Raw genomic sequence first — 24,750 nt, forward strand, 5'->3', positions numbered from 1 at the left:
TCCTGGACGGGAGGCCTTTTTTTCGCTTGGCGTTTGATCAAATGAGGATTAAGTCCGCATTCCTCGCCCACTCACCAGCAGCCGCGCGCATCCGATATACAAAGCCACCGTCGCCACCAGCATGAACGTGATCGCCACACTGATCCGGATATCCGAAACCCCGAGAATGCCATAGCGAAAAGCATTGACCATATGCAGCACCGGATTCGCCAGCGACACCGTTTGCCAGAACGGCGGCAGCAACGAGATCGAATAAAACACCCCGCCCAGATAGGTCAACGGCGTCAGCACAAAGGTCGGAATGATCGAGATATCGTCAAAGTTGCGCGCAAACACTGCGTTGATGAATCCCAACAGCGAGAAGATCGTAGCCGTCAGTACCACCACCAGGATGGTCACCCCCAGGTGATGTACCTGCAGATCAGTGAAGAACAACGACAGCAGCGTCACGATGACCCCGACCATCAGGCCACGCAGCACGCCGCCCAAGGTGTAGCCAATCAAAATGGTGTGCGGCGAAACCGGCGACACCATCAATTCCTCGATGGAACGCTGGAACTTGCTGCCGAAGAAACTCGAGACAACGTTGCCGTAAGAGTTGGTGATCACCGACATCATGATCAGGCCAGGCACGATGTATTCCATATAGGTGAAACCACCCATCTCACCAATTTGCCGGCCGATCAGATTGCCGAAGATCACGAAGTACAAAACCATGGTGATCGCCGGCGGCAGCAGGGTCTGCGGCCAGATCCGGGTGAAGCGCTTCACTTCACGGTAGACAATGGTATTGAGGGCAACGAGGTTGGGTTGCAGCTCGGAACTCATACCGCCACCTTCGACAGATTTTTCTCCACCAGGGACACGAACAACTCCTCAAGGCGATTGGTTTTGTTACGCAGGCTCAACACTTCAATGTTCTGCTGCGCCAGTTGCGTGAACAGCGCGGTGATGCCCATGGCTTTATCGACCTGAACCTCCACGGTGTGGCTGTCGACAAGCCTGGTCGGATAACCGAGCAACTGCGGCGCGGCGCTCAAGGTGTTTTTGATGTCGAGCAGAAATGTTTCCACATGCAGCTGGCCGAGCAGCTGTTTCATGCTGGTGTTTTCGACAATGGTGCCGTGGTCGATGATGCCGATATTGCGGCACAGTTGCTCAGCCTCCTCCAGATAATGCGTGGTAAGGATGATGGTGATGCCTTTCTGGTTCAGCTCGGTGAGGAAGGTCCACATTGAGCGCCGCAGCTCGATGTCTACACCCGCCGTCGGCTCGTCGAGGATCAGCAGACGCGGTTCGTGAACCAGTGCACGGGCGATCATCAGTCGACGTTTCATGCCGCCGGACAAAGAACGCGAAGGTACATCGCGCTTGTCCCACAATCCGAGCTGGGTCAGGTACTGCTCGGCGCGCTCCTTGGCGATTTTCGGCGGGATGCCGTAGTAACCGGCCTGGGTCACGACGATGTCAAACGTCTTCTCGAACTGGTTGAAATTGAATTCCTGCGGCACCACGCCGATGGAGCGTTTGAGCTGCGCAGGGTTCTTGTCCAGGTCGTGACCAAAGATGTTCACCGTGCCGCTGGTCTTGTTCACCAAGGTCGAGAGAATGCCGATGGTCGTGGATTTGCCGGCGCCGTTAGGGCCAAGCAAGGCGAAAAAGTCACCTTCGGCTACGTCCAGATCGATACCACTCAAGGCCTGGAAACCGTTGCCGTAGGTTTTGGTTAGCTGCCGGATGGACAGAGCGGAACTCATATCGGATTTACGCACCAAGAAGGGAAGAAAAGAATAAATAAGGGCGGGCGGCGAGCATTGCAACCGCGGCGCATGAGCGCAATGGTGCGTGTCGCCGCCACACAAGTACAGTCAAGTGTGTCGATAGTGAGTATTAAGTCAACGCGGTCATGACGGCTTTCTGATACGCCGGGCGCTGTTTAAGGCGGGCATACCAGGCTTCAAGACGGGGTTGTGGCGCGCGCTCGATCGGCATCTCGAGCCAGGCATAAATGAAACTGCCCAGAGGAATGTCGCCCATGCCGATTTCGGTGCCGGACAAATACGGTCGGGTGGCCAATGCTTGATCGGCCATCGTCAGCAGACCGTCGCATTCCTTGATCGCGGCGTTGATCACCGGCCAGTCCTGCTGCTCTTGCGGCGTGCGCAAGACGCCCCAGAACACAGTGCGGAACGGGCCGGCAAAACTTGAAGTGGTCCAGTCCATCCACTTGTCTGCACTGGCGCGGGCTTGCGGATTCTCCGGGCACCAGGCCGTGCCATTGGCGTGTTTGGACATCAGGTAACGGACGATGGCATTGGATTCCCACAGGACAAATCCGTCGTCGTCAATGACCGGCACGCGCCCGTTTGGATTCATCGCGCGGTACTCGGGCGTATCGACCACACCGAAGGCGCCACCTGCATCAATGGCCTCATAGGCGAGGCCCAGCTCCTCGGCGGCCCACAACGTCTTTCTGACATTCGATGAATTCTTGCGACCCCAGATCTTCAGCATGACCGCCTCTTTATGGATGAATGCGCAGGCAGCATACGCCCGATCAGGCGCGACTCAAATCACTCTGCATGTCCTCCAGACGCACCGGTAACTCATCGCTGAAAAGATGCGGATAGCACTTTTGAAGGTGCTCGAAAAAAAATGCTTCCGGCACGTCGGTGAATTGACCATGATCGATCAGGTATTCCATCAACAATTCGCCGTCGCGGTTGAACGGATGAAAAACGCTGTCGTGAATGCCGTCGAACTCCAGCGGCGCGACGTTGAACAGTTCGCACAGTCCCTTATTGAATGCCGGCGTCGCCTTCACCCAGCGGTCGTTCAGGTAGAGTTCGGTATAACCGTGCATGGCGAACACGTCACTCCTGAGCAGTTCGAGCAAACGCGGGGTCGATAGATGATTGCGTACATCCGCCAGACCAATACGTGCTGGAATGCCGCAGTGCCGCGCAGCTCCTGCAAGCAGAGTTGCCTTGGGCACGCAATAACTCTCTCCAGCAGCAAGCGCATAACTGCCACGTAATGTGTCCGGTTCACGACTGAAGGTATAAGGGTTGTAACGTATGGCCTCGCGCACCGCGTAATAAAGACTGATCGCCTGCTCGACAGGATCGCGTGAGTTACCACGATGCTTTTCGGCGAACTCCACCACCGAGGGGTGGTCACTATCGATGAAGCGGCCGGGACTCAGATACTCGTGCATGCAAACGATCTCCTGTAGAACTCCGAGTCTAGCGGCAGGTTCAGCACAGAGATAACGACGTTTCAGCCAAACTTGAGCGTATAGATGCTGGGTTTGTGAATGAAATGGTCAGTCATCAGTCCCACACATTCATCAAGGTTTTCCCACGATTTCTATCACCTGCTCTGACCACCCTGTTTTACGGATGCCGTCTACGCTCTGAGGGCTGGTTTTGCTCTGATTCACGGAGGATTAAATATGCTGCTGTTGTGGATACTGGTTCTGGTTGTCGGAATAGCGTATTTGGCCCACCGCCGCATCGCCCCGCTGCCCGCCTTGTGCATCGTTGCCGTCTACCTGGTCGCTATGGGCGCCTTCAGCCATGCACCGGGTTGGCTACTGCTGATTGGCTGGATTTTTATTGCGATTGTGGCAGCACCTTTGCTGCTGCCAGATCTTCGCCGAAAATATTTCACCGCGCCGCTGTTCAGCTGGTTTCAGAAAACCTTGCCGCCCATGTCGCAAACCGAACGTGATGCCATCGATGCCGGCACGGTTTGGTGGGATGGCGAATTGTTCAGCGGACGTCCGGATTGGGACAAACTGCTGTCCTATCCGAAAGTGCAGCTGACCGAAGAAGAACAGGCTTTCATCGATGGCCCGACCGAAGAGCTATGCGCGATGGTCAGTGACTGGCAGATCGGTCAGGACATGGACCTGCCTGCCGAAGCCTGGACTCACATCAAGGACAACGGTTTTTTCGCACTGATCATTCCCAAGGAATTTGGCGGTAAGGGCTTCTCCGCTTACGCCCACTCGCAAGTGGCGATGAAACTGGCGACCCGCAGCGGCGACCTGGCCTCCACCGTCATGGTGCCCAATTCCCTCGGCCCGGCCGAACTGCTGCTGCATTACGGCACTGACGAGCAACGTAACCACTATCTGCCACGACTGGCTCGCGGCGACGATATCCCGTGCTTTGCCTTGACCGGCCCATTGGCTGGCTCAGATGCCGGCGCAATGCCCGACACCGGGATCATTTGCAAAGGCCAATGGGAAGGCGAGGAAACCCTCGGCCTGCGCCTGAACTGGGAGAAACGCTACATCACACTGGGCCCGGTGGCCACCCTCCTCGGCCTGGCGTTCAAGGCCTACGACCCTGATCACTTGCTGGGCGAAAAGGAAGACCTCGGCATCAGTCTGGCATTGATCCCGACGGATACCGCCGGTGTTGAGATCGGCCGGAGGCATTTGCCACTCGGCGCTGCATTCATGAACGGCCCCAACTCCGGCAAGGATGTGTTCATCCCGCTGGACTACCTCATCGGCGGCCAGGAAATGCTTGGCAAGGGCTGGATGATGCTGATGAATTGCCTGTCTGTCGGGCGCTCGATTTCGTTGCCGGCGGTGGGCACGGGCGCGGCGAAGTTCACCAGCCTGGTGACCGGCCAATACGCGCAGATTCGTGAGCAGTTCAACGTCCCGTTGTCCGCATTCGAAGGCATTCAGGAAGCCATGGCGCGTATCGGCGGCAATGCCTGGATGATGGACGCGGCGCGGATGCTGACTGCCAATGCGGTCGATCTCGGTGAGAAACCGTCGGTGCTGTCAGCAATACTCAAGTATCACCTGACCGAACGCGGCCGCGAATGCATCAGCCACGCAATGGATGTCCATGGCGGCAAGGCGATCATCATGGGACCCAACAATTACCTGGGCCGCAGCTGGAACGGCGCGCCAATTTTCATCACCGTCGAAGGCGCCAACATTCTCTCGCGCAACCTGATGATCTTCGGCCAGGGCGCGATTCGTTGCCATCCGTTCGTGCTCAAGGAAATGGCGCTGGCCGGTCGTCAAGACAAGGATCAAGCACTCGTCGAGTTCGATGGGCTGTTGCTCAAGCACATCGGATTCGCTGTCAGCAATGCCGCCAGCACGCTGGTGCTGAATCTTGGTTTCGGGCATTTCGAACACGCACCTGGCAACACGCTCAGCCAAGGATACTTCCGGGCGCTAAATCGTCAGGCTGCAGCATTCGCCATGCTCGCCGACTTGAGCATGATGCTGCTCGGTGGTGAACTGAAACGCCGTGAGCGTCTGTCAGCCCGTCTGGGCGATGTACTCAGCAACATGTACCTCGCGTCTGCTGCGCTCAAGCGTTACCACGACCTTGATTCTCCGGAGCACATGGCGCCGCTGTTCACTTGGGCCATGGAGGAAAGCCTGGGTCAGGCGGAGCGCGCACTGGACGAGCTGCTGACGAACTTCCCGAGCAAGTTGCTGGGTTGTCTGTTGCGAGTGATCGTGTTTCCGTTCGGTCGTCGCCACAAAGGCCCGTCGGACAAACTCGGTGCAGAAGTGGCGGCGGTTATCGGTCGCGCCAAAGGCGACCCGACCCTCGAGGAATTGCTTGGCGGTTGCTACCGTCCGCAATCAGCGGATGACGCCGTTGGCGCCCTGCAACATGCGTGCAATCAATTGAACGCCGCCCAGCCCTTGCAGAAAAAGCTGCATGTGGCGCTCAAAAGTGGTCAGGTCAAACCCACTGCTGGCGAGCATGCCATCGATGCAGCGCTCGAGGCTGGCGTATTGCAACCGGTCGAAGCGCAGACTTTGCGCAATGCCGAAGCGGCACGCCGCAAGGTCATCGATGTCGATGATTTCGATAAAGAGGAGCTGGCACTGGCGGAAGGCAAAGTCCGCTGATCCCACCCACCATGTAAAAAAGGGCGCCGGAGCTTTATACTCCCGCGCCCGTTTTGCTCTTGAGGACTTATCTCGTGTCCAACATCGTTGCCGATCATCTCGTTTTGCTCGACCACCTGCGCAGCATCCTGGTCGCCGTAGGTGAAGCCGATCAGGTGCCCGAAGAAAGCCATGCCTTGTTTCTGGAGCGCTTCGACGAATTGCGTGCCTTGCTTCCGGTCGATCCGATCGAAAGCCAATACCTGGGTCAGGATATCCTGTGCCAGGTAATTACCCGTTATCCGCAAATCGCCCATCTGGTTCCGCGCGATTTGCTGTGGTATTTCGCCGGCGACTGCCTTCACTACATGCCTGATGAGGAAATCGCTCTGTATCAGGCACTGGAAGAGCGTCGTTTCGAAGCTGAACAGAACGACGAACCGTTCGACTGGAATCAGGAAAAACAGCTGCTGGCGATGTCGGACGACGACAGCAAACACTGATCCCTATCCGCAATGAAAAGCCCGCATGACTGCTCATGCGGGCTTTTTTCTGCCAGCTCACAGGCTGGACTTGACGGCACTTTCAGCGAAGGGCCAGTCAACGCAACCGGTCACGCTCAGGGAACTCATACTCCGTCGCCAGCTGGCTTGAAACGCCCGCCCCGGCCTTGCTCAACGTCGGCTCTTTCTCCATGCACTGCACCAGGTAATCGATTAACACGCGTAATTTCGGCGGCATGTATCGCGTAGGAGAGTGCAATAACCACGCACCACCTTGATAGGAAGACGCCTGAAACCTCCAGTCCGGTAACACCTGGACAATCAATCCTTGCTCCAGCGCATAACGTGCGGTGAAGTACGGCAGGCTCCCAATGCCGATATGCTGCAACACCGCGTCCAATCGCACCCCGGTGTGATTGGCTGCATAACGTCCCCGCACGCCCACGGTCACCGCCTTGACGCCCTTTTTGAATTTCCAGCGCGCATCACTCGGCATCTCGCCAAGATAAATGCAACTGTGCTTGTGCAAATCATGCGGGTGGGCCGGGTTACCGTGCTCCGCCAGGTATTGCGGTGACGCGCAGAGCATGTGATCAATAGTCAGCAACTGACGTCCAACCAGACCAACAGGTGGACGATCGGTAATGCGAATCGCCAGGTCAACATTGTCATCGATCAAATCGACCTGGCGGTCTTCGAGCACCAGTTCCACATCGACTTTGGGATAACGCCGCAAAAACTCCGGCATGTGCGGATGGAGCACAAATCGCCCCACGGCCTTCGGGACGCTTATACGAACCAACCCTTGCGCTTCTTCAGTGAACTGACCGCTGATTTCCATCACCGACCTGGCTGCGCTGACCATCTCCTGGCAACGCTGAAATACCTCTACGCCAGCATCGCTCAGGCGCAATTTGCGCGTGGTGCGTTTGAGCAAGCGTATCGCAAGCGCCTTCTCCAGCTTGGTAATACTGCGGCTGACGGCTGACGGCGAACAGCCGAGCTGGCGGGACGCTTCGGAAAAACTGCCGGTCTCGACCACCCTGACGAAAATAGCCATTTCCCCCATCAGGGGAAGTGGAAGATTTGTGCTCACAACGCAACATTCCTTTGAAGTTTGAACGGATTATCACGCAAATTCGCCCTTCATATAATGTAATAAGAATTTTAATAAGGGCATGGGATATGACGCTTCGCCTGTTTTTCCACAGTGACAACCTCAAAGGCAATGTGGAAGTCCTGGGATGCACGCCCTACGAGAACGCGTTTGCGGTGGAGTTGCGCGCGACCCTTTTCCACCCCCAAGGCGGCGGGCAACCTTGCGACGTCGGCTGGATCGGCGAAAGCCAGGTGCTGCGCGTGCTTCAGGAGCCGGACCGGATCATTCATGTCGTTGACCGACCGGTGGCAATCGGCATGACGTTTATCCGCATCGATGAGCAGCGTCGCCAGTTCAATACGCGAATGCACTCCGCCGGCCACTTGATCGGCCATTTTGTACAGGCGATGGGCTGGATGCCGGTCAAAGCGCATCACTGGCCAGGTGAGGGGCGGGTGCAATTCAAACCCATGGATTACGCGCAGGATGTCGACCTGCCTGCTGTTCAGCAGGGAATTGATCAATGGCTGGCCGATGATTTGCCGCGCTTGATCTCGCTGCGAGAAGGCGCTCGGGAAATCAGTTTCGGCGACCTGCCGGCCTATGGCTGCGGCGGCACCCACGTACGCAACCTGAAGGAATTGCGCGCGGTGACTGTCGATTCCATATCGCTTAAGAAAGGAACCCTGTCCGTTCACTACAGCGTGGACTGAACAGTTGACCGATGCTGCGACCGTCATTGCCTGATGCGCAAGGAGTCCGCATTCTCAATGCCTGGCATCGATTTAAAAGGCCCGCGCAGGCCATCTGGCGAGCCTTTTGCGCGGCAGCGGTGAAATTGCGGGCAAACAAAAACGCCGCTCAATGAGCGGCGTTTTTGTGAAAATGGAGCGGGAAACGAGACTCGAACTCGCGACCCCGACCTTGGCAAGGTCGTGCTCTACCAACTGAGCTATTCCCGCAAATGGCGTCCCCTAGGGGACTCGAACCCCTGTTACCGCCGTGAAAGGGCGGTGTCCTAGGCCACTAGACGAAGGGGACACGCTGCCCGGAACACATGGTGTGTGTTTCGGTGCCCAGATCCGCCTCCGAAGAATTGGTTCTGGTTTCACTCAGCTCTGCCCTAAGGCAACGCTGTTTAAAATTGGAGCGGGAAACGAGACTCGAACTCGCGACCCCGACCTTGGCAAGGTCGTGCTCTACCAACTGAGCTATTCCCGCAAATGGCGTCCCCTAGGGGACTCGAACCCCTGTTACCGCCGTGAAAGGGCGGTGTCCTAGGCCACTAGACGAAGGGGACACACGTACAACATTCACTACCTACCGCGTTCTGCTGTGTGCTTTACGCTGTAAGTGGCGCGCATTCTATGGATGGATTGAAGGGTCGTCAACCCCCAGATATAAATTTATTTAAATCAATGACTTCGCCCATCTTTGGGTCATCAATACGGGTTTTGCCACAACCCTTGGTTGGCGCCTATATTCTGGCGACTGCCAAGGCGTTATAGTCCGTGAGCTCTAGATAATGGCAAAATGCAATTTTTAACCAGTGCTTATATAAGCCCTGCATCGGCCGATACAAGTGTAACCGCCGGTTTGACTCGCCGAGCGGTCCTATGCGGGCCAAAGCCGAGTCACTACACTCGCACGCGAATCCTATGAAGAGGTCTTACCGGTGACACCACTCATGATCACCCTGCTAGTCGTAGCCGGGATCGCGCTATTGATTGCCATTGGCTACATGAACCATGTGGTGGAAAACAATAAGCTGGAAAAGGCCCGTACCAAAGTCGAACTCAATGACCGCTTGCGCCGCTGCGGGGAAATCACCGAAACCTTCCCCGGCCAGTTGATGACACCGGCCCTCAAGCTCTTGTTGACCCGCCTGGAACTGAACGTCTGTCAACGCCTGTTGAATCTGGAAAAATCCAGCGCCAACCTCAAGGAGAGAATCAGCGAGCTGAATGCGCTGGTTGCCCAGGGAGAGTCGATTGCGGTCAACAATCCCCCGTCGCCGATTCAGACAGAAGCCAAAGCCAAAGACGTGCGCTTCCTTCTGGAAGCGCTCCACGGCCAGATTACCCGCGCCGCACACGATGGTTTTTTGCCGGCCAACGAAGCCAAACGCTGGGTCCGCGAAGTCCGGCACATCCTGGTCCTGCTGCATATCGAGTTTTTCAACAACCTCGGTCAGCAGTGCCTGCAACACGACCAGCCTGGCCAGGCGCGCCTGGCATTCGAACGTGGCGTGCAGTACCTGCGCAAGCAACAGGAGCCGCAACTCTACACCGAACAGCTGGAGTATCTGGAGAAACTCCTCGCGCGCGCCAACGCGCAAGTGATGGACGACATTGCACCGGTTGAAGGAGAAGTGAACCAACTCACCGAGGGCCTCAAAGAGGCCGACGTTGATGCGGACTGGAAGAAGAAAGCGATCTACGACTGATTTGCGACTTATGAGAAAAGCCACCTGAACCGGTGGCTTTTTTCTGCTTCAGAGCCTGAAGTGCCCGACCATCCCTCTCAGCTCGACACCCAACTGCGCCAGTTCGATACTTGACGCCGCATTCCCTTGCATTGCCAACGAAGACTGATCAGCGCTGGCACGAATACTGGTCACGCTACGGTTGATCTCCTCCGCCACCGAGCTCTGCTCTTCGGCAGCCGCTGCGATCTGTTGGTTCATCTGCTGGATCAGAGAGACAGCCGCAGCGATGCTGCCCAGGGCACTTTCAGTTTGCAACGCATCACTCACCGCCAGCTTCACCAACTCGGCGCTGTTATGGATCTGCTGCACTGAAGACTGTGCGGCCGAACGCAAAGCGCTGATCAGGCGCTCAATTTCCTCGGTAGATTGCTGGGTGCGCCTGGCCAAGGCCCGCACCTCATCCGCGACCACTGCAAAGCCCCTGCCCTGCTCGCCCGCCCTGGCCGCCTCGATAGCCGCATTGAGCGCCAGCAGGTTAGTCTGTTGCGCCACGCTTTTGATGACGTCAAGCACCGCGCCGATGTTCTGGATTTGCGCACCCAGACTTTCAATGCTGGAACTCGCAGAAGACGCCGAATTCGCCAACTGCTCGATCCGCTCCATGCTCTGACGTACCACGAACTGACCGCTCTCGACCTTGCCGTCCGCTGTCTGCGCGGCCAAGGCAGCCTCTTCGGCGTTGCGAGCGACATCGTGCACGGTGGCTGTCATCTGATTCATCGCCGTCGCCACCTGTTCGGTTTCTTCTTTCTGGCTACTGACTTCGAGATTGGTTTGCTCGGTCACTGCCGAAAGCGATTGCGCCGAGCTGGCCAATTGCTCGATCCCCGCCTGCAAACCGCTGACAATGCCGCTCAGCCCGGCACCCATTTGTTGCATGGCCTGCATGAGCTGGCCGATTTCGTCGCGGCGCGTCACCGCAACCGTGCCACTTAGATCGCCGGCGGCAATTTGTTGCGCAACCCGGATCACACTTCGCAGCAGCGCGACGATCAGTCGGGTAATGACCCATGCAGCAATCAACCCAACCAACAGTGCAAGGGCTGACGAGCCGATGATCAGCAGGGTGTTTTTCTGCAGCTCGGCGTGCATCGCCTGATCCTCGGCGACATACGCCTGATCCACCCGCGCCATCACCTGTTCGGCGCGCTGATGCAACTGCGCATAGACTATTTTCTCCTGGGCCAGCAGTCCTGTGTATTCCGCAAGTTTTTCACTGAAGCCACCGATATGGCCGACCACCTCATTGAGGACGGTTTGATAACCCTCGTCATTGACCGAGGTTTTCAATTGTTCAGCTTGGCTGAGTGCCTGCTCTGCCTGCTCGATTTCGCCTTGCGCCGCACTGTCGTCACCCTTACGGCTTTGGTCGAGTCGCACGCGCGCTTCGTTCATGGCCTGCAACATCAGCCGCGCAACCTGGCTGACCTGGCCGGCCTGCTCAATGAACTGCCTGCCGTCCTTCCCTTCGGATTCCTTCAGGGTATAGGCTCCATCATCGGCGAGCCCGGCCTGCAGGACGTCGAGGTTATTGGCAACGCTCGACACAGACCAACTGGCCATCTCCAGGGCCAGGTCCTTGGCCTGACTCAAAGAAACGAACTCATCGAAAGCGTGGCGATACGCACTCAGCGACTGCTCGACATCGTTCATTACAGGGACGTTGATCGCAGATGCAGCCTTGAGCTCATTGGCCAGAACGCCCAGTGCGTCAACCCCCGCATGCAGAGCGGTGACCGTTTTTGCGTTACCGTGCAAGGCGTACTCCTGCTCCAACAGGCGCACTTTGATCAAGCCACTGTTAAGCGACGACATCTTTTGCAGTCCATCGAAACGCCCGCTGATGGTTTTCAAGGACCACACGCCGATGGCAGCCACCAAGGCTGTCAACAGCAATACCAAGATAAATCCGGCTCCCAGTTTTTTGGCCATACCGAGGTTGGCAAAACGTCCTTGCGCGGCCGTAATTATTGCACGTGGTCCCTTGAATCGATCGGATGGTGCAGGTTGGCAATGGGCAGGAATCAACACAAGGCTCTGGCGGCGGAACAATGGCAAAAAGCTATGGCATCGTCGTTTTCAGAACGATCAAGGTCGATCCGGGGTGGTGGCGTGAAAAAACGCGCGCGCGCGAGAATCGCAGGCACAGGTCACATTGATACGCTGCCACTCTCCGGTCTGCCCTGCAAAGCTGAAAGCGGTCTGCGACGACAGAGACACACCAAAACGCCGAGCCAACGACGTCACTTCTGCATACGTGCGCGGGCGTGAGCGCGCCCAGATGAACAGCCCGCCTGGTTTACCGAAAACTTCCCACTCGGCGTCCTCCAGCATCTGCAAGGCGGCGGCGCGATCAGTGTCCAATCGCTGGCGCAGGCGCTGTACCAATTTATGGTAAGCGCCGCTGGTCAACAAACATGTCAGCACCGCCTCGCTGAACGCTGAAGTGCCCAGGCTGCTGATGGTTTTCACCTTGGCCAGCTTCGCAATCATTGCCGGTTTGGCCACGATGAAGCCAACTCTTAACGAGCTGCTGAGTGTCTTGGAAAAGCTGCCGATGTAGATCACGCCGGGATCCAGCGCGGCGAGCCGCACACCGCGACCGCTGTGCAAATCGGCATACACGTCATCTTCTACCACTACCAGGCCATGAGTTCTGGCCAGTTGCACAACCCGTCGTGCCACTGCCGGCCCCAGGCTGCTACCGGTTGGATTATGATGAAAGCTGTTGATGAACAGCGCCCGAGGCTGGTGCTTCAACAGCAACGTCTGCAGCGCTTCGATATCAGGTCCGCAAGGTGTGCGCGGCACCTCGAAAACCAGGACGCCATGCAGTTTGAGCAGCTCGAAAAGCATTGGATTCCCGGGACTTTCCACCACCACGCAGTCCTGTGTATCAAACAACGTGCGCACGATCAGATCGAGTCCCTGGCTCGCGCCTGCGACCGTCATGATGCAGTCCTCATTAGCGGCGATATCCATAAGCCTCAAGCGCTTGAGTATCTGCTGTCGCAACGCTGGCAGACCAAGCGGTGTGTTGTAGTCGAAGACAGCAGCCATGTCGGAGCGACTGACCTGGCGGATCGCGTAGCCCAGATCATCCGTTTCGCGCCAGCTGTGCGGCACACCGCCACATCCCAGCGGCAGTGCCTGCGTAGCAGTAAGCGGCCCCGCATCGGCACCGTCGAGCCAAGGCGCAGAAGCCGTTGACGCCGGCGCAGCGACGATAAAGAAGCCCGCGCCGTGGCGCGCCGCAAGCACACCCTGAGCCACCAGCCGATCGCAAGCCTCCACCACACTGGACTGACTGAGCAGATTTATTCTGGCAATCTGCCGTGCCGAAGGCAGACGAGTTCCCGGCGACAGCTGCGTCTGGCGAATCCAGCAGGCGAGTGCGTCGACGATTTGTTGCACCACAGGCACCAATGCCTGTCGATCAATTCTCAATTCCATGAGCACGCAACTCCTGTTCATTGGCGCAAAGCAGTTAATCACAGGAGCGATCGACAGGCTGTGCGACAACGCCGACAAAACGCGAATCTCTAACCATTTGAAACATAATGCCCGCGCTTTCGAGGCATAGAAAAACCCGCACGGCTGCGGGTTTTTAATAGCTTGATCGCCAGTTTCAGAACGCTGTGACGCCGCCATCGACCGCCAGCGAATGACCCGTGGTGAAGGCTGCCGCATCGCTGCACAGGTACAACACTGCCGCGGCAATTTCTTCTACCTTGCCGATCCGGCCCACCGGATGCATCGCGTTGGCAAACTCGCCTTTATTCGGGTCGGCTTCATAGGCGCGGCGGAACATGTCAGTGTCGATCACCGCCGGGCACACCGCGTTGACGCGGATTTTTTTCTTGGCGTATTCGATGGCTGCCGATTTGGTCAGACCGATCACTGCGTGTTTGGAGGCGGCGTAAATACTCATCTTCGGAGCAGCACCGAGTCCCGCCACCGAAGCGGTATTGACGATGGCGCCAGCGCCCTGGGCCAGCAACAGCGGCAACTGGTATTTCATGCAAAGCCAGACACCTTTGACGTTGACGCCCATAATGGCGTCGAATTCATCAAGGGTGCCATCGGCCAGTTTGCCTTTTTCAATTTCGATGCCGGCATTGTTGAAGGCATAGTCAAGACGGCCGTAAGCATTGACCACTTCGTCCATCAGGTTTTTTACATCGCTTTCTAGGGTAACGTCACAGCGCACGAATGTGGCCTCCCCTCCCGCCGTACGGATCAGCGCGACCGTGCCTTCACCACCGGCAGTATCGAGGTCAGCAACGACCACCTTCAATCCCTCGGCGGCGAATGCCTGGGCAGTCGCGCGGCCGATGCCATTGGCGGCGCCAGTCACTACGGCGACCTCACCGGAAAACGTCATGCTCATGTGGTTTGTCCTCAAGGGGAGATGGTGAACGTACAGGCTCTCAGTCTAAGCACACGTCTGCATGGCGCGGCAGCACTATCAGAAGGCCGGTTGGGCACCCATGAGCGGCAGTGATGGAACGGTCAACATCATCACTGCACTGGATCAAGCTGCATTCGCCGCATCTGCCAGACTTGCAGCATCGCCCCTTAAGGGCTATCAACAAAGCTTCATTCATCTTGAGCGTCCGTCATGACAAACCCGATCAACCGCCAGTTCCTGCTCGCCAAACGTCCCCTCGGCGCGGCCACCCGCGAGACGTTCACCTATCAGGAAGTACCCGTCGGCGAACCGGTTGCCGGGCAGATTCTGGTCAAGAATGAATATTTGTCTCTAGACCCGGCGATGCGTGGCTGGATGAATGAGGGCAAGTCCTACATTCCGCCAGTTGGCCTTGGCGAAGTAATGCGCGCCTTGGGCGTGGGCAAAGTCGTCGCCTCGAACAACCCCGGGTTCGCCGTCGGCGACTACGTCAACGGCGCGCTTGGGGTCCAGGACTACTTCCTCGGCGAGCCCCGTGGTTTTTACAAGGTCGATCCGAACCTGGCGCCGCTGCCGCGTTACTTGTCGGCGCTGGGCATGACGGGGATGACCGCCTATTTCGCACTGCTGGAAGTCGGCGCACCGAAAGAAGGCGACACCGTTGTCCTATCAGGCGCAGCCGGTGCTGTCGGCAGCATCGCCGGGCAGATTGCCAAAATCAAAGGTTGCCGCGTAGTAGGCATTGCGGGCGGCGCAGACAAATGCAAATTTCTGATCGACGAACTGGGCTTTGATGGCGCCATCGATTACAAAAGCGAAGACGTTCACGCTGGCTTGAAACGCGAATGTCCCAAAGGCGTCGACGTGTATTTCGACAACGTCGGAGGCGATATCCTCGACGCGGTATTGAGTCGTCTGAACATGAAAGCACGCGTGGTGATATGCGGCGCCATCAGTCAGTACAACAACAAGGAAGCGGTCAAGGGCCCTGCCAACTATCTGTCCCTGCTGGTCAACCGGGCGCGGATGGAAGGCTTCGTGGTGATGGACCACGCTGCGCAATTCGCCGCCGCCGGGCAGGAAATGGCCGGCTGGATGGCCAAGGGTCAGCTCAAGAGCAAGGAAGATATCGTCGAAGGCCTGCAAACGTTCCCGGAGACGCTGATGAAACTTTTCAGCGGCGAGAATTTCGGGAAACTGGTGTTGAAGGTCTGAAGCCGGTCAGATTTCTGACCATATCCAAAGGGGAGCGAACTGGTTTGCTCCCCCTGTCATTTCAGCGGTTGATCAAGCCAGCTCAGCCACAACGTCTGCCAGTGCCTTCGCCGGATCTGCCGCCTGACTGATCGGACGCCCGATCACCAGATAATCGGAACCGGCGTCCAGCGCCTGGCGAGGGGTCAGAATGCGTCTCTGATCATCCTGCGCGCTACCTGCCGGACGAATCCCCGGCGTCACCAGTTGCAGCGATGGATGCGCGAGTTTCAACGCCTGGGCTTCCAGCGCCGAACAGACCAGACCATCCATCCCGGCCTTTTCGGCCAGGGCCGCCAGACGCAGTACTTGCTCCTGCGGTTCGATATCCAGACCGATACCCGCCAGGTCTTCGCGTTCCATGCTGGTCAGCACGGTCACACCGATCAGCAGCGGTTTCGGGCCATTACGCTGATCAAGCACTTCACGGCAGGCAGCCATCATGCGCAGACCGCCGGAGCAATGCACATTGACCATCCACACGCCCATTTCAGCTGCCGCTTTCACCGCCATGGCTGTGGTGTTAGGGATGTCGTGAAACTTGAGGTCCAGGAATACCTCGAAGCCCTTGTCACGCAGGGTACCAACGATTTCCGATGCGCAGCTGGTGAACAGCTCCTTACCGACCTTGACCCGGCACAGTTTCGGGTCCAACTGGTCGGCCAGCTTCAGTGCGGCGTCACGGGTGGGGTAATCCAGGGCGACGATGATAGGAGTCTGGCAGACGGACATGTGCGGGCTCTCAGGCAGGATGAAATCGGCGCGCATTGTAGCGGAACCAGCGCGACTGCGGGACCCGATGATCGGTGAATCGTCGGCGCCCAACCAAGACTAGCCCTTGCGCCGACTGTGTCGAGTTCCATCCCTCAGGGACGGCGTTCATCAACCCGCGCCTGGCTTTTGCTCCAGTCGGTCAACAGGCTGTAAGCCACGGCCAGCAATGTCGGCCCGATGAACAGGCCGATGAAGCCGAACGCGATCAACCCGCCAAACACGCCAAGCAACACGATCACCAGCGGAAGATTACCGCCGCGACTGATCAGATAAGGCTTGAGTACATTATCGACTCCGCTAATGATGAACATGCCCCAGCAGCCGAGGAATATCGCCAAACCATAATCGCCCTTCCAGGCCAGCCACGCCGTGGCCGGGATCCACACCAGGGGTGGGCCCATCGGGATCAGGCTGAGCAGGAATGTGACGATACCCAGCACCAACGCCCCCGGAACCCCGGCAATCAGGAAGCCGATCAGGGCCAGAACGGCCTGGGCAGCGGCGGTCCCGATCACTCCGTTTACCACCCGCTGCACGGTACCGGCGACCAGTTCGATGTAGTAACCGGCACGATCACCGATCAACCGCTGCAGCAGACTGTGGACGAATGCCGCCAATCGCGGCCCGTCACGGTAAAAGAAGAACACGAATACGATGCTCAGCGTCAGCTCCAGTATGCCGCCGCCAATTTGTGCGCTGCGCGCCAGCAGCCAGTTCCCCACCTGCCCCAGATAAGGTTTGAGCGAAACCATCATCGCCGCGCCTTGCTGATCGATGCTGTTCCAGATGCCAACAATCCGCTCCCCGACCAACGGAATACTGCCGAGCCAGGCCGGCGCTTCAGGCAGTCCGTCGACCTGCACATCCTTGATGAAGGCGGTGGCATCGCGTACATGGTCGGCCAGGTTGAATCCCAGCCAGACCAACGGCGCCGCCACCAGTACCATCCAGCCCATGGTCAGCAGCGCGGCTGCCAAAGATTCCCGGCCATTGAGCCATCGGGTGAGCAAGCGCATCAGCGGCCAGCTGGCAAACGCCAGCACCGCCCCCCAGAACATTGCCGACCAGAACGGCGCCATCACCCAGAAGCTCGCGCCAAACAGCACCAGGAGCAGGATTTGCACCAACAGCCGATCGTTATTGATCATCCGGTTCTCGAAAAAGATTCAGTCAGAAGGAGTAGACGAACACGGCTGGCGTGTTCGCCCGCTACAGCTTAACGCAACAGCTCGATGCGCAAGCCAGAGCCTTCGACACTGCCTGTCTCCATACGCGCCGCCCGCACGCCCTGCCCCATCAATGCCTGACGCCAGGCCTCGGCATTGGGCCCGGAAATCGCGACCCGCAAACCGGTGTCGAGATTAAGACCGCGCGAGAGCAGGCGCAGCCAGATTTCGTCCGGCGCTTGCGTGAGTTTGGGGAAATCCAGCTCGCCGGTACTTTTGAGCTCGCGCAGCAATGTTGCGGAGGTCGGCAGCACATCACCCAACGGCGCTTCGGCGTCGAATTGCTCGACGTGCAGGTAGGCTTTGCGATTGCCGCGAGTGATGCCGTAAAGCGCGACCAGCGTGTTGTCGCGCGGCGCCGCAAGCCTCAAAAGCAGATATGCCTGCTGATCATCGGCGCCGTACAGTTTGGCATTGCTGAACACTTCGTTGGCCCAGAGGCTGCTCTCGCCACAATCCCGCGCCTGACACCAGAACAGTAACTGCGCGCCTTGCTCTTGCAGCGCTTCGCGAGCAGCAGTGAATGCTGCATTCGAGGAATGCTCCGGGGGTAGCTCGTAGGTCACGGATGTGACTTGACCACGGGCGCTTACCTGCCCGTCGAAACGTAACTGACCGCTTATTTTGCGGATCGAGCCCAAGGGGTAGATCCGCTCCAGTTCAGCCACCGGCCGATAGTCGACAATTTGCGCATCGGCCATGCGCGGCACGATCGGGAGGTCCTGACTGCCGGGCACATCGGCAGCAAACAGCAGAGGAGTGAAACTGCACAATGCCATGACACCGAGAAATCGCATAGGCAGGCTCATCGGATCAGCGAGGCCTGGGCATTGAAGACGCGGGCGTCATCGATGCGATTCGGTATCGGCCATTCTGGCTGCACGGTCTTGAAATGCCGGTATTCCATGTTGTAGATACTCAAAGCATACCCTGTGCACGGCATGCCGGGCTCCTTGAGCACGATAGAGACCTTGTGGCCATTCGGGGGCGCAGCGGTGTAGAGATCTATCATGGTTGTCTCCCATTTCAACCCGCCCAGCCTCGACAGTTGCCTCGCTCAAGTCAAGGAAGTGTGAAGAAGCGTTTGAAACAGTCTGCGACAAGGCTGGCCCCTTGGTCATCATTCAAGTGCAAATGATGGCCACCTGGCAGCTGTTCCCGAGTGAAGGGGAGCCGGTCCAGCAATTCGCAATGTTTGGCGAGCATGCCGTCTGCAGCCACGATTAGAGTGGCCGGGCAACTGACTCGCGCCACGAAGGCCATCGCCTGCTCGCTGGTAAGACGCAGAGGCGAAGGCAGCGTCAGGCGGTTATCGGTGCGCCAGGTGTAACCGCTTGGCACCGGCACAAGGCCCCGCTGCGCCAACAGCTCGGCCGCCTCGCGGCTGACCGCCACCAGACCTTTCATGCGCGCTTCGATGGCGCGGTCCAGTGTGGTGTAGACCGGTTTGCGCTTGTCCCGCAGGTCCAGTTGCGCTTGCAGGGCCATGCCCATGCGCTCGGCGGCATTTTCGCCTTTGTCGGTAGGAGGGATGACTCCGTCAATCAAGGCCAGATGCGTGACGCGCTCCGGCAAAGAGCCGGCAATGATCAATGACACGATGGCGCCCATGGAGTGCCCCATCAATGCAAAACGCTGCAGACCCAGTTGCTCGGCTACTTGCAGTACGTCGTGGGCATAATCCCACATGGCGTATCCGGCACCGGTCGGTCGATGCCCGGAATGGCCGTGGCCCGCCATGTCCAGGGCGATGATGCGCAGCCCGTCGAGCTTCGGCGCCAATCGGGCAAAGCTGTTGGCATTGTCCAGCCAGCCATGCAGGGCAATCACCGGCAAGCCATCTTCGGGACCCCAAAGGTGTGCGGCCAACTCGATGTGGGGCAGATTCAACCGGACTTCTTCCACGCTGTTCATGCGCAATCCTGCTCGTGCCGCGCGTGCCAGCGAGTGAACAGGTTTTTCAACAGCGTCGCCGTTTCATGAGGACGTTCGAGGGGAAACATGTGGCCACCCGGCATGGTCAGGGATTCACCCAACGGCATGCGGCCAACGGCACTGGTGTGATGGCGCATGACAACGCGGCTTTTATGCCCGCGCACCACGGCGAGCGGCACCTGCAGCAGGCGTGCGCGGCCGGGGCTGGTATGCGGCACGCCCCGATAGATGCTGATTTCGGTGGCCGGATCGAAGCGCAGCCGCAGCGTGTCGCCAACCTTGTGCAAACCGTATTGAAGGTAGGCATCGAAACAGTCCGGATCGAAACCTCGAAACAACGTCTTGCCAGCAAAATAGCGACGGGCAGATTCCAGATCGGTGAACTCTTCACGGCGGCCCAGGGTACGGCCAGCCGGCGTCAGGCGATCGATAAAACCAAAGCGCTTCGCCGCGCGGATCACCCATTGGTCGGTGCGGGTCAGCACTGGCGAGTCGAGCATCACCACGCCGCGATACAGCTGCGGACATCGCAATGCCGCATGCAGATGAAGCACGCCGCCCAGGGAATGGCCGACACCCCAGACTGGCTGCGCCTGCTGCTCAAGATGATGGATGAGCTCATCCACCAGATTGTGCCAGTTGTCGTCGGCAGGAAAGCGCGGGTCGTGCGCGTGCTGCTCAAGATGCGTCACCTGATATTCGGGCGCCAGCGCCGCGAACAGCTTGCCGTAGGTTGCCGAAGGAAACCCGTTGGCGTGGGCGAAAAAAATCTGCTGCGACATACCGGCCATTCCATTCACGAAACAAAGACCGATTCTCCGCATGCCAGGCGCGCTGCGCAATGACCGTAACTGCCAGGAATGATGACAGTCCGGTCAGAGTGATACCGCCCAGCGCAGCTGATCGGTGCTCAGCGAGCCGGCGGATTCTCCCCCAGCGGTACCACCGCCATGGTCAGCCGTGACACGCAGCTGGCCTTGCCTTCATCACTGGTCAGGCGAATGTCCCATACATGCGTCGTACGCCCGATGTGGATTGGCTTGGCCGTTGCGGTCACGCGCCCGCTGCGCAGCCCACGCAGATGATTGGCATTGATCTCCAGACCGACACAGTAAAACTTGCTGGCATCGATGCACAGATAACTGGCCATCGAACCGACAGACTCGGCCAGCACCACCGACGCGCCGCCGTGCAGCAGGCCGTATGGCTGATGAGTGCGGTGGTCGATGACCATGCTCGCCGTCAGGGATTGTTCATCGAAGGATTCGAAGCGGATATCCAGCACTTCGCCAATAGTGTTTTTCTGAATCGCGTTCAGTTGCTCGATATTCGGTGTGGTACGCCACAGACTCATGCTGACATCCTTTGTTGTTTTTTATAGGTTTCAATCCTGCCACAGCACGGCCTCACTGCGCTCGCTCCATTCTTCGAACCGGGCGCCGTAAGCGGCTTCGATCACGTTGCGTTTGATCTTCAGGGTCGGCGTCAGGAAGCCGTTTTCCACGGCCCAGCTTTCTTTGACAATAATGAGCCGGCGCAGACGCTCATGCTTGTCCAGAGCACCATTGACTTCTTCGAGGAGTTTTTCCAGGCTCGACTGCAGGCCCGCGCGCGCCGCACCGTCCGCGTCTTGCTGGCCGAGCGCAGAGAGCACGCACAGCCCCAGTGGCGCGCTCAAACCATCGCCGACCACGCAGACTTGTTCGATCCTTGAATGCCCGGCCAGGCGATTTTCGATCGGTGCCGGCGCAACATATTTGCCCTTGCTGGTTTTGAAAATCTCCTTCAGGCGTCCGGTCAGGCGCAGGTAGCCCTGAACGTCTTGTTCGCCTTTGTCACCGGTACGCAGGAAGCCGTCTTCAGTAATCGTGTCGGCGGTTTTTTCGGGCTCCTTGTAATAGCCAAGCATGGTCGCGCCGCTGCGCACCATGACTTCGCCAGAATCGTCGATGCGCACCTCCACCTCCGGGCACGGCTTGCCGATCCAGCCGGGTTGATGCTCACCGGGCCGCCCGATGTGGGAGTACCCGCAACTCTCGGTCATGCCGTACACCTCGAGTACGTCGAGCCCAAGTTTGCGATACCACATCAGCAAGGTCTGCGGGACCGGCGCCGCACCCGACAGGGCCACCCGCAGTGCATCCAGCCCCAGCCCTGCAAGCACCTTGTGGCCGACCCGCTTGCCGATGAAAGGCAAGCTCAGGAGAAAATCGAGACGCTTCGCCGGGATCTTGCCGTATACGCCCATCTGGAATTTGGTCCAGATGCGCGGCACTCCGAACAGCGCTGTCGGGCGCGCTCGCTGCAAATCAGTGAGAAAAGTGTCGAGGCTCTCGGCAAAAAACACCGTTTGCCCGGTATAGATCGAGGCCAGCTCAACGAACATTCGCTCAGCGACATGGCACAGTGGCAGGTACGACAGCAATCGATCCTTTTCATTGAGACCGAACAGTTGCGTACCGCGAGACGTGGCAAAACCCAGATTGCCGAAGCTGTGCATCACGCCTTTGGGAATGCCGGTGGTGCCGGAGGTGTAAATGATCGTTGCCAACTGGTCGGCGCACGGCTTGGGATCATCCTGGATCGGTGAACTCGCTTGCAGGTCCGCCCAGCTGAAATCGAACGGGCCGGGTGGATGCAATGGCAGGCTGATGGTCGGCAACGTTGGGCTGACTCCGCGGGACATGCCCGGCCAGTCGTCCAGCTTGCCGATAAAGGCCAGCGCAGCCTCGGAATGCTCGAGCACTTGCGCGACCGATTCCGCAGTGAGGTTGGGGTACAATGGCACTGAAACATGCCCGGCCATCCAGATCGCCAGGTCGGCGATGATCCAGTGCGCGCAATTTTTCGAGATCAGGGCGATGTGGCTGCCCTGCGGCAGTTCTCGCGAACGCAACCAGTGTGCAGCGCATCGGGCCTGGTGGCCGACGTCCGCCCAGGTCAACGTCTCGACCTGGCCAGCACCGGTCGGTTGCACCAGGTAGCGCTGGCGCGGATGGCGGGCTTCACGTTCGTAGAAAACGTCCAGCGGCAGGCGAAAAGCGGCAGACATACGACTCGCTCCTGTTTTTGGTCTGGAGCAAGCGTAGTCAACCAAGCGATTGCTTGGTTGACTATTTGACAAAGAAAATAAACCTGCCAAGCACCGTGTTAAGCAAGGCTATCCCGCGATGACGTCACCGCGGGCGCATTTATCCACCGCAGTGATGCCATCGCGAGGGCAAGCCTTGCGCCCACAGGGATCAGGTCTCACCCCCAGGGATCAGGTGACTGCATTCAAGCTGGGTGTTTGATGCTGTTGAGTTTCATGCCGCCCGCCAGTGGAAGGTCGCCTTCCAGCTCAGCCAGACCCGCGGTTTTTACCGATTCCGGGTCCTGCACGTGGCCATGTTGAAGGTAACCGAGCAAATTACCGACCAGCGGGTTATGGCTCACCAGCAACGCATAATCCACCGACACCAGTTGCTCCGCCACTGTTTGCGGACGGTAGTCGGGTGTCAGCCAGTCGACGGTGCGGATGTCAGGCGCGAAACCCAGCGCTTCTTTGACAATCTCGGCCGTCTGCTGCGCACGCACGTAAGGGCTAGCATAAATCGCCGTAACCGACTGCCCGACCAATTCGGCCGCGATGCGCAACACTTCCTCCCTGCCATGCGCAGTCAACGCCCGCTCCGAATCGGGCCGCGTGCCGTGTGGCTCGGCTTCACCGTGCCGTAATACCCAGAGTTTCATAGTTTAGGCTCCTCATCTCGGGCCGGGTGCGGTGCCGGCGCCACCACATGCGGTGCTTCACCTTCCGGCGCACGCGGCGTCGGCCAGTCGGCGAACGGCCAAGGCTTGTGGTCGCTATGGAAGCTGCCGAAACGACCGATCTGCGCCAGGAACTGGCTCAGGCTGTCGCCAAAATTCATAAGGCTGGCGCTGGGGGCGCCGTAGATCAAACGATAGATCAACTGGACCAGCACCACCGCGCCGAGGATGAACTGCGCGACTTGCCAGACCAGCACGTAGACGATCATCCACAACACCCTGAGCAGGATGGACTCGTACCTGGCTTCCGTTTTCGGATCGTTCATGTGAAATGCCCTGCCTGCTTTGAAAACGTGGTCAGTTGAAACCACTGGTGGAAATAAAATCGACGTCGGTTTTCGGTTCGCCGCGCATTAATAGACCGATCACCTGATCCAGCGTGCGCCCTTCGAACAGGATCGCGTGCAGTCCGGCGACCAGCGGCATGTACACGCCCACTTCCTGGGCCTTGGCTTTCAGCACTTTCAACGTATTCACGCCTTCAGCGACTTCACCCAATCGTGTCACCGACTCTTCCAGGCTCAGCCCCTGACCAAGGGCAAAGCCGACCTGGTAGTTGCGACTTTTTGCCGATGAGCACGTCACGATCAAGTCGCCCACGCCCGCCAGGCCGAGAAAGGTCATAGGGTTGGCACCCTGGTTGACGGCAAACCGGGTCATCTCCGCCAGCGCACGGGTGATCAGCATGCTCTTGGTGTTCTCGCCCATGCCCAGCGCCACGGCCATGCCGGCAATGATCGCGTAGACGTTTTTCAGCGCCCCACCCAACTCGACGCCGAACCGATCAGCGCTGGCGTACACGCGAAAAGTCTTGCCGTGCAGTGCTTCCTGGACCCGTTGGCACAGTTCTTCGTCTTCGCTGGCGACCACCGTGGCGGTCAGCGCATGTTCGGCGATTTCCCGGGCCAGGTTCGGCCCTGACAGGACGCCGATGCGCGCTTGCGGAGCGATCTCTTCGAGGATTTGGCTCATCAGTTTGAAGGTATCGGCTTCGATGCCTTTGGTCAGACTCACGAGCAGCTTGCCACTCAGGCGCTCGGCATGCGGCGCGAGGACCGAACGCAGGGCGCTGGACGGCAATGCAACGAAACACAAATCGCAGCTTTCCAGCGTGGCGAGCAGGTCGGTAACCGGCTCGACCGCCGGAAGAATCTTGATGCCTTTGAGGTAACGCGGGTTTTCGCGATTGACCCGCATGGCTTCGGCCTGCTCGGGATCACGCATCCACTGTCGGACCTGATGGCCGTTCTCGGCCAGTAGATTGGCCACGGCGGTACCAAAACTTCCGCCTCCCAGGACCGCAATCGGGCGCTGTTCAGTCATATGCAATCCGTTAATCCATACCAGTGGCGATGCCGGCATTATACGG

The 24,750-nt window shown here is 58.5% G+C and carries 25 protein-coding genes, 4 tRNA genes and 1 pseudogene; 6 read left to right on the forward strand and 24 right to left on the reverse strand.

Annotated features, from left to right (window positions below; translation table 11 throughout):
* Nucleotides 1-48: 48 nt before the first annotated feature.
* The 4 genes from F8N12_RS06505 to F8N12_RS06520 all read right to left on the reverse strand — a co-directional run bounded on the left by F8N12_RS06505 (nucleotide 49) and on the right by F8N12_RS06520 (nucleotide 3,217).
* Nucleotides 49-828 carry an ABC transporter permease gene (locus tag F8N12_RS06505; RefSeq protein ID WP_150579720.1) on the reverse strand — a complete coding sequence of 260 codons (780 nt, stop codon included), beginning with the start codon at nucleotides 826-828 and terminating at the stop codon, nucleotides 49-51.
* Entirely contained in the window at nucleotides 825-1,757 is a 933-nt protein-coding gene (locus F8N12_RS06510; RefSeq protein ID WP_150579721.1) for an ABC transporter ATP-binding protein, read from the reverse strand. The genes F8N12_RS06505 and F8N12_RS06510 overlap by 4 nt, the downstream gene beginning before the upstream one ends.
* A 133-nt stretch (nucleotides 1,758-1,890) precedes the next feature.
* Nucleotides 1,891-2,514: a glutathione S-transferase family protein gene (locus tag F8N12_RS06515; RefSeq protein ID WP_150579722.1), complete on the reverse strand. Its 624-nt coding sequence runs from the start codon at nucleotides 2,512-2,514 to the stop codon at nucleotides 1,891-1,893.
* A 43-nt stretch (nucleotides 2,515-2,557) separates the two neighbouring features.
* Nucleotides 2,558-3,217: a transglutaminase-like domain-containing protein gene (locus tag F8N12_RS06520; RefSeq protein WP_150579723.1), complete on the reverse strand. Its 660-nt coding sequence runs from the start codon at nucleotides 3,215-3,217 to the stop codon at nucleotides 2,558-2,560.
* 237 nt (nucleotides 3,218-3,454) lie between these two features.
* On the opposite strand from F8N12_RS06520, the gene F8N12_RS06525 reads away from it, so the two are divergent.
* Nucleotides 3,455-5,902: an acyl-CoA dehydrogenase gene (locus F8N12_RS06525; protein WP_150579724.1), complete on the forward strand. Its 2,448-nt coding sequence runs from the start codon at nucleotides 3,455-3,457 to the stop codon at nucleotides 5,900-5,902.
* 74 nt (nucleotides 5,903-5,976) lie between these two features.
* Entirely contained in the window at nucleotides 5,977-6,384 is a 408-nt protein-coding gene (locus tag F8N12_RS06530; RefSeq protein ID WP_150579725.1) for a PA2817 family protein, read from the forward strand.
* 97 nt (nucleotides 6,385-6,481) lie between these two features.
* Here the strand turns inward: F8N12_RS06530 and F8N12_RS06535 are convergent, their stop codons facing one another.
* Nucleotides 6,482-7,480, reverse strand: a complete 999-nt coding sequence (locus F8N12_RS06535) for a LysR family transcriptional regulator (protein WP_150579726.1) — start codon at nucleotides 7,478-7,480, stop codon at nucleotides 6,482-6,484.
* 89 nt (nucleotides 7,481-7,569) lie between these two features.
* On the opposite strand from F8N12_RS06535, the gene F8N12_RS06540 reads away from it, so the two are divergent.
* Nucleotides 7,570-8,196: an alanyl-tRNA editing protein gene (locus F8N12_RS06540; RefSeq protein ID WP_150579727.1), complete on the forward strand. Its 627-nt coding sequence runs from the start codon at nucleotides 7,570-7,572 to the stop codon at nucleotides 8,194-8,196.
* A 173-nt stretch (nucleotides 8,197-8,369) separates the two neighbouring features.
* Here the strand turns inward: F8N12_RS06540 and F8N12_RS06545 are convergent.
* The 4 genes from F8N12_RS06545 to F8N12_RS06560 form a co-directional block, all read right to left on the reverse strand.
* A tRNA-Gly gene (locus tag F8N12_RS06545) sits at nucleotides 8,370-8,445 on the reverse strand.
* A 3-nt stretch (nucleotides 8,446-8,448) separates the two neighbouring features.
* Nucleotides 8,449-8,524, reverse strand: a tRNA-Glu gene (locus tag F8N12_RS06550).
* Nucleotides 8,525-8,628: 104 nt separating this feature from the next.
* Nucleotides 8,629-8,704, reverse strand: a tRNA-Gly gene (locus F8N12_RS06555).
* 3 nt (nucleotides 8,705-8,707) lie between these two features.
* Nucleotides 8,708-8,783 (reverse strand) — tRNA-Glu (locus F8N12_RS06560).
* A gap of 387 nt (nucleotides 8,784-9,170) precedes the next feature.
* Here F8N12_RS06560 and F8N12_RS06565 point away from each other — a divergent pair.
* Nucleotides 9,171-9,929 (forward strand): hypothetical protein, encoded by a 759-nt coding sequence (locus F8N12_RS06565; RefSeq protein ID WP_150579728.1) that lies wholly within the window; start codon nucleotides 9,171-9,173, stop codon nucleotides 9,927-9,929.
* A 48-nt stretch (nucleotides 9,930-9,977) separates the two neighbouring features.
* On the opposite strand, the gene F8N12_RS28180 is transcribed toward F8N12_RS06565, so the two are convergent.
* The 4 genes and pseudogenes from F8N12_RS28180 to F8N12_RS06580 form a co-directional block, all read right to left on the reverse strand.
* Entirely contained in the window at nucleotides 9,978-10,859 is an 882-nt protein-coding gene (locus F8N12_RS28180; RefSeq protein ID WP_412072132.1) for a methyl-accepting chemotaxis protein, read from the reverse strand.
* A pseudogene (locus tag F8N12_RS28185) lies at nucleotides 10,839-11,903 on the reverse strand (HAMP domain-containing protein); the annotation flags it as partial. The pseudogene F8N12_RS28185 and the gene F8N12_RS28180, both read right to left, overlap by 21 nt.
* A 156-nt stretch (nucleotides 11,904-12,059) precedes the next feature.
* Nucleotides 12,060-13,424: a PLP-dependent aminotransferase family protein gene (locus F8N12_RS06575; protein WP_150579729.1), complete on the reverse strand. Its 1,365-nt coding sequence runs from the start codon at nucleotides 13,422-13,424 to the stop codon at nucleotides 12,060-12,062.
* Nucleotides 13,425-13,599: 175 nt separating this feature from the next.
* Nucleotides 13,600-14,361, reverse strand: a complete 762-nt coding sequence (locus F8N12_RS06580; RefSeq protein ID WP_150579730.1) for an SDR family oxidoreductase — start codon at nucleotides 14,359-14,361, stop codon at nucleotides 13,600-13,602.
* Between the two features lie 100 nt (nucleotides 14,362-14,461).
* On the opposite strand from F8N12_RS06580, the gene F8N12_RS28025 reads away from it, so the two are divergent.
* Both F8N12_RS28025 and F8N12_RS06585 read left to right on the forward strand, forming a co-directional pair.
* Nucleotides 14,462-14,596 (forward strand): hypothetical protein, encoded by a 135-nt coding sequence (locus F8N12_RS28025; protein ID WP_263596516.1) that lies wholly within the window; start codon nucleotides 14,462-14,464, stop codon nucleotides 14,594-14,596.
* Nucleotides 14,593-15,597 carry an NADP-dependent oxidoreductase gene (locus F8N12_RS06585; protein ID WP_150579731.1) on the forward strand — a complete coding sequence of 335 codons (1,005 nt, stop codon included), beginning with the start codon at nucleotides 14,593-14,595 and terminating at the stop codon, nucleotides 15,595-15,597. Before F8N12_RS28025 ends, F8N12_RS06585 begins: the two co-directional genes overlap by 4 nt.
* Nucleotides 15,598-15,669: 72 nt before the next feature.
* Here the strand turns inward: F8N12_RS06585 and pyrF are convergent, their stop codons facing one another.
* The 11 genes from pyrF to F8N12_RS06640 all read right to left on the reverse strand — a co-directional run bounded on the left by pyrF (nucleotide 15,670) and on the right by F8N12_RS06640 (nucleotide 24,704).
* Entirely contained in the window at nucleotides 15,670-16,368 is a 699-nt protein-coding gene (gene pyrF / locus F8N12_RS06590) for an orotidine-5'-phosphate decarboxylase (RefSeq protein WP_191623123.1), read from the reverse strand.
* A 134-nt stretch (nucleotides 16,369-16,502) separates the two neighbouring features.
* A complete protein-coding gene (locus F8N12_RS06595; RefSeq protein WP_150579733.1) occupies nucleotides 16,503-17,558 on the reverse strand; it encodes an AI-2E family transporter in 1,056 nt (351 codons plus the stop codon).
* A 68-nt stretch (nucleotides 17,559-17,626) separates the two neighbouring features.
* Nucleotides 17,627-18,433 carry a DUF4892 domain-containing protein gene (locus F8N12_RS06600; protein ID WP_150579734.1) on the reverse strand — a complete coding sequence of 269 codons (807 nt, stop codon included), beginning with the start codon at nucleotides 18,431-18,433 and terminating at the stop codon, nucleotides 17,627-17,629.
* Nucleotides 18,434-18,441: 8 nt separating this feature from the next.
* A complete protein-coding gene (locus F8N12_RS28190; RefSeq protein WP_412072131.1) occupies nucleotides 18,442-18,648 on the reverse strand; it encodes a hypothetical protein in 207 nt (68 codons plus the stop codon).
* A 50-nt stretch (nucleotides 18,649-18,698) separates the two neighbouring features.
* Complete coding sequence (locus tag F8N12_RS06610) at nucleotides 18,699-19,550, reverse strand: alpha/beta hydrolase (protein ID WP_150579735.1); 852 nt, start codon at nucleotides 19,548-19,550, stop codon at nucleotides 18,699-18,701.
* Entirely contained in the window at nucleotides 19,547-20,353 is an 807-nt protein-coding gene (locus F8N12_RS06615; protein WP_150579736.1) for an alpha/beta fold hydrolase, read from the reverse strand. Before F8N12_RS06615 ends, F8N12_RS06610 begins: the two co-directional genes overlap by 4 nt.
* A gap of 128 nt (nucleotides 20,354-20,481) precedes the next feature.
* Nucleotides 20,482-20,925: a hotdog fold thioesterase gene (locus tag F8N12_RS06620; RefSeq protein ID WP_150579737.1), complete on the reverse strand. Its 444-nt coding sequence runs from the start codon at nucleotides 20,923-20,925 to the stop codon at nucleotides 20,482-20,484.
* 30 nt (nucleotides 20,926-20,955) lie between these two features.
* Nucleotides 20,956-22,623, reverse strand: a complete 1,668-nt coding sequence (locus tag F8N12_RS06625; RefSeq protein ID WP_150579738.1) for an AMP-binding protein — start codon at nucleotides 22,621-22,623, stop codon at nucleotides 20,956-20,958.
* A gap of 224 nt (nucleotides 22,624-22,847) precedes the next feature.
* Nucleotides 22,848-23,303 carry a phosphohistidine phosphatase SixA gene (gene sixA, locus F8N12_RS06630; RefSeq protein ID WP_150579739.1) on the reverse strand — a complete coding sequence of 152 codons (456 nt, stop codon included), beginning with the start codon at nucleotides 23,301-23,303 and terminating at the stop codon, nucleotides 22,848-22,850.
* The gene (locus tag F8N12_RS06635) at nucleotides 23,300-23,647 is read right to left on the reverse strand and encodes a DUF4389 domain-containing protein (RefSeq protein WP_150579740.1); all 348 of its coding nucleotides are present in this window, start codon (nucleotides 23,645-23,647) and stop codon (nucleotides 23,300-23,302) included. Before F8N12_RS06635 ends, sixA begins: the two co-directional genes overlap by 4 nt.
* Before the next feature lie 31 nt (nucleotides 23,648-23,678).
* Complete coding sequence (locus F8N12_RS06640; RefSeq protein ID WP_150579741.1) at nucleotides 23,679-24,704, reverse strand: NAD(P)H-dependent glycerol-3-phosphate dehydrogenase; 1,026 nt, start codon at nucleotides 24,702-24,704, stop codon at nucleotides 23,679-23,681.
* Nucleotides 24,705-24,750: the final 46 nt, after the last annotated feature.

The organism is Pseudomonas fluorescens (assembly GCF_902497625.1).
Lineage (GTDB): Bacteria > Pseudomonadota > Gammaproteobacteria > Pseudomonadales > Pseudomonadaceae > Aquipseudomonas > Aquipseudomonas fluorescens_BQ.

Excerpts from the sequence above, each read along its gene's own strand:
- F8N12_RS06505 (WP_150579720.1), bottom strand. The coding sequence starts at position 828 with ATGAGTTCCGAGCTGCAACCCAACCTCGTTGCCCTCAATACCATTGTC.
- F8N12_RS06510 (WP_150579721.1), bottom strand. The coding sequence starts at position 1,757 with ATGAGTTCCGCTCTGTCCATCCGGCAGCTAACCAAAACCTACGGCAAC.
- F8N12_RS06515 (WP_150579722.1), bottom strand. The coding sequence starts at position 2,514 with ATGCTGAAGATCTGGGGTCGCAAGAATTCATCGAATGTCAGAAAGACG.
- F8N12_RS06520 (WP_150579723.1), bottom strand. The coding sequence starts at position 3,217 with ATGCACGAGTATCTGAGTCCCGGCCGCTTCATCGATAGTGACCACCCC.
- F8N12_RS06525 (WP_150579724.1), top strand. The coding sequence starts at position 3,455 with ATGCTGCTGTTGTGGATACTGGTTCTGGTTGTCGGAATAGCGTATTTG.
- F8N12_RS06540 (WP_150579727.1), top strand. The coding sequence starts at position 7,570 with ATGACGCTTCGCCTGTTTTTCCACAGTGACAACCTCAAAGGCAATGTG.
- F8N12_RS06565 (WP_150579728.1), top strand. The coding sequence starts at position 9,171 with ATGATCACCCTGCTAGTCGTAGCCGGGATCGCGCTATTGATTGCCATT.
- F8N12_RS28180 (WP_412072132.1), bottom strand. The coding sequence starts at position 10,859 with ATGCAGGCCATGCAACAAATGGGTGCCGGGCTGAGCGGCATTGTCAGC.
- F8N12_RS06575 (WP_150579729.1), bottom strand. The coding sequence starts at position 13,424 with ATGGAATTGAGAATTGATCGACAGGCATTGGTGCCTGTGGTGCAACAA.
- F8N12_RS06580 (WP_150579730.1), bottom strand. The coding sequence starts at position 14,361 with ATGAGCATGACGTTTTCCGGTGAGGTCGCCGTAGTGACTGGCGCCGCC.
- F8N12_RS28025 (WP_263596516.1), top strand. The coding sequence starts at position 14,462 with ATGAGCGGCAGTGATGGAACGGTCAACATCATCACTGCACTGGATCAA.
- F8N12_RS06585 (WP_150579731.1), top strand. The coding sequence starts at position 14,593 with ATGACAAACCCGATCAACCGCCAGTTCCTGCTCGCCAAACGTCCCCTC.
- pyrF (WP_191623123.1), bottom strand. The coding sequence starts at position 16,368 with ATGTCCGTCTGCCAGACTCCTATCATCGTCGCCCTGGATTACCCCACC.
- F8N12_RS06595 (WP_150579733.1), bottom strand. The coding sequence starts at position 17,558 with ATGATCAATAACGATCGGCTGTTGGTGCAAATCCTGCTCCTGGTGCTG.
- F8N12_RS06600 (WP_150579734.1), bottom strand. The coding sequence starts at position 18,433 with ATGCGATTTCTCGGTGTCATGGCATTGTGCAGTTTCACTCCTCTGCTG.
- F8N12_RS28190 (WP_412072131.1), bottom strand. The coding sequence starts at position 18,648 with ATGATAGATCTCTACACCGCTGCGCCCCCGAATGGCCACAAGGTCTCT.
- F8N12_RS06610 (WP_150579735.1), bottom strand. The coding sequence starts at position 19,550 with ATGAACAGCGTGGAAGAAGTCCGGTTGAATCTGCCCCACATCGAGTTG.
- F8N12_RS06615 (WP_150579736.1), bottom strand. The coding sequence starts at position 20,353 with ATGTCGCAGCAGATTTTTTTCGCCCACGCCAACGGGTTTCCTTCGGCA.
- F8N12_RS06620 (WP_150579737.1), bottom strand. The coding sequence starts at position 20,925 with ATGAGTCTGTGGCGTACCACACCGAATATCGAGCAACTGAACGCGATT.
- F8N12_RS06625 (WP_150579738.1), bottom strand. The coding sequence starts at position 22,623 with ATGTCTGCCGCTTTTCGCCTGCCGCTGGACGTTTTCTACGAACGTGAA.
- sixA (WP_150579739.1), bottom strand. The coding sequence starts at position 23,303 with ATGAAACTCTGGGTATTACGGCACGGTGAAGCCGAGCCACACGGCACG.
- F8N12_RS06635 (WP_150579740.1), bottom strand. The coding sequence starts at position 23,647 with ATGAACGATCCGAAAACGGAAGCCAGGTACGAGTCCATCCTGCTCAGG.
- F8N12_RS06640 (WP_150579741.1), bottom strand. The coding sequence starts at position 24,704 with ATGACTGAACAGCGCCCGATTGCGGTCCTGGGAGGCGGAAGTTTTGGT.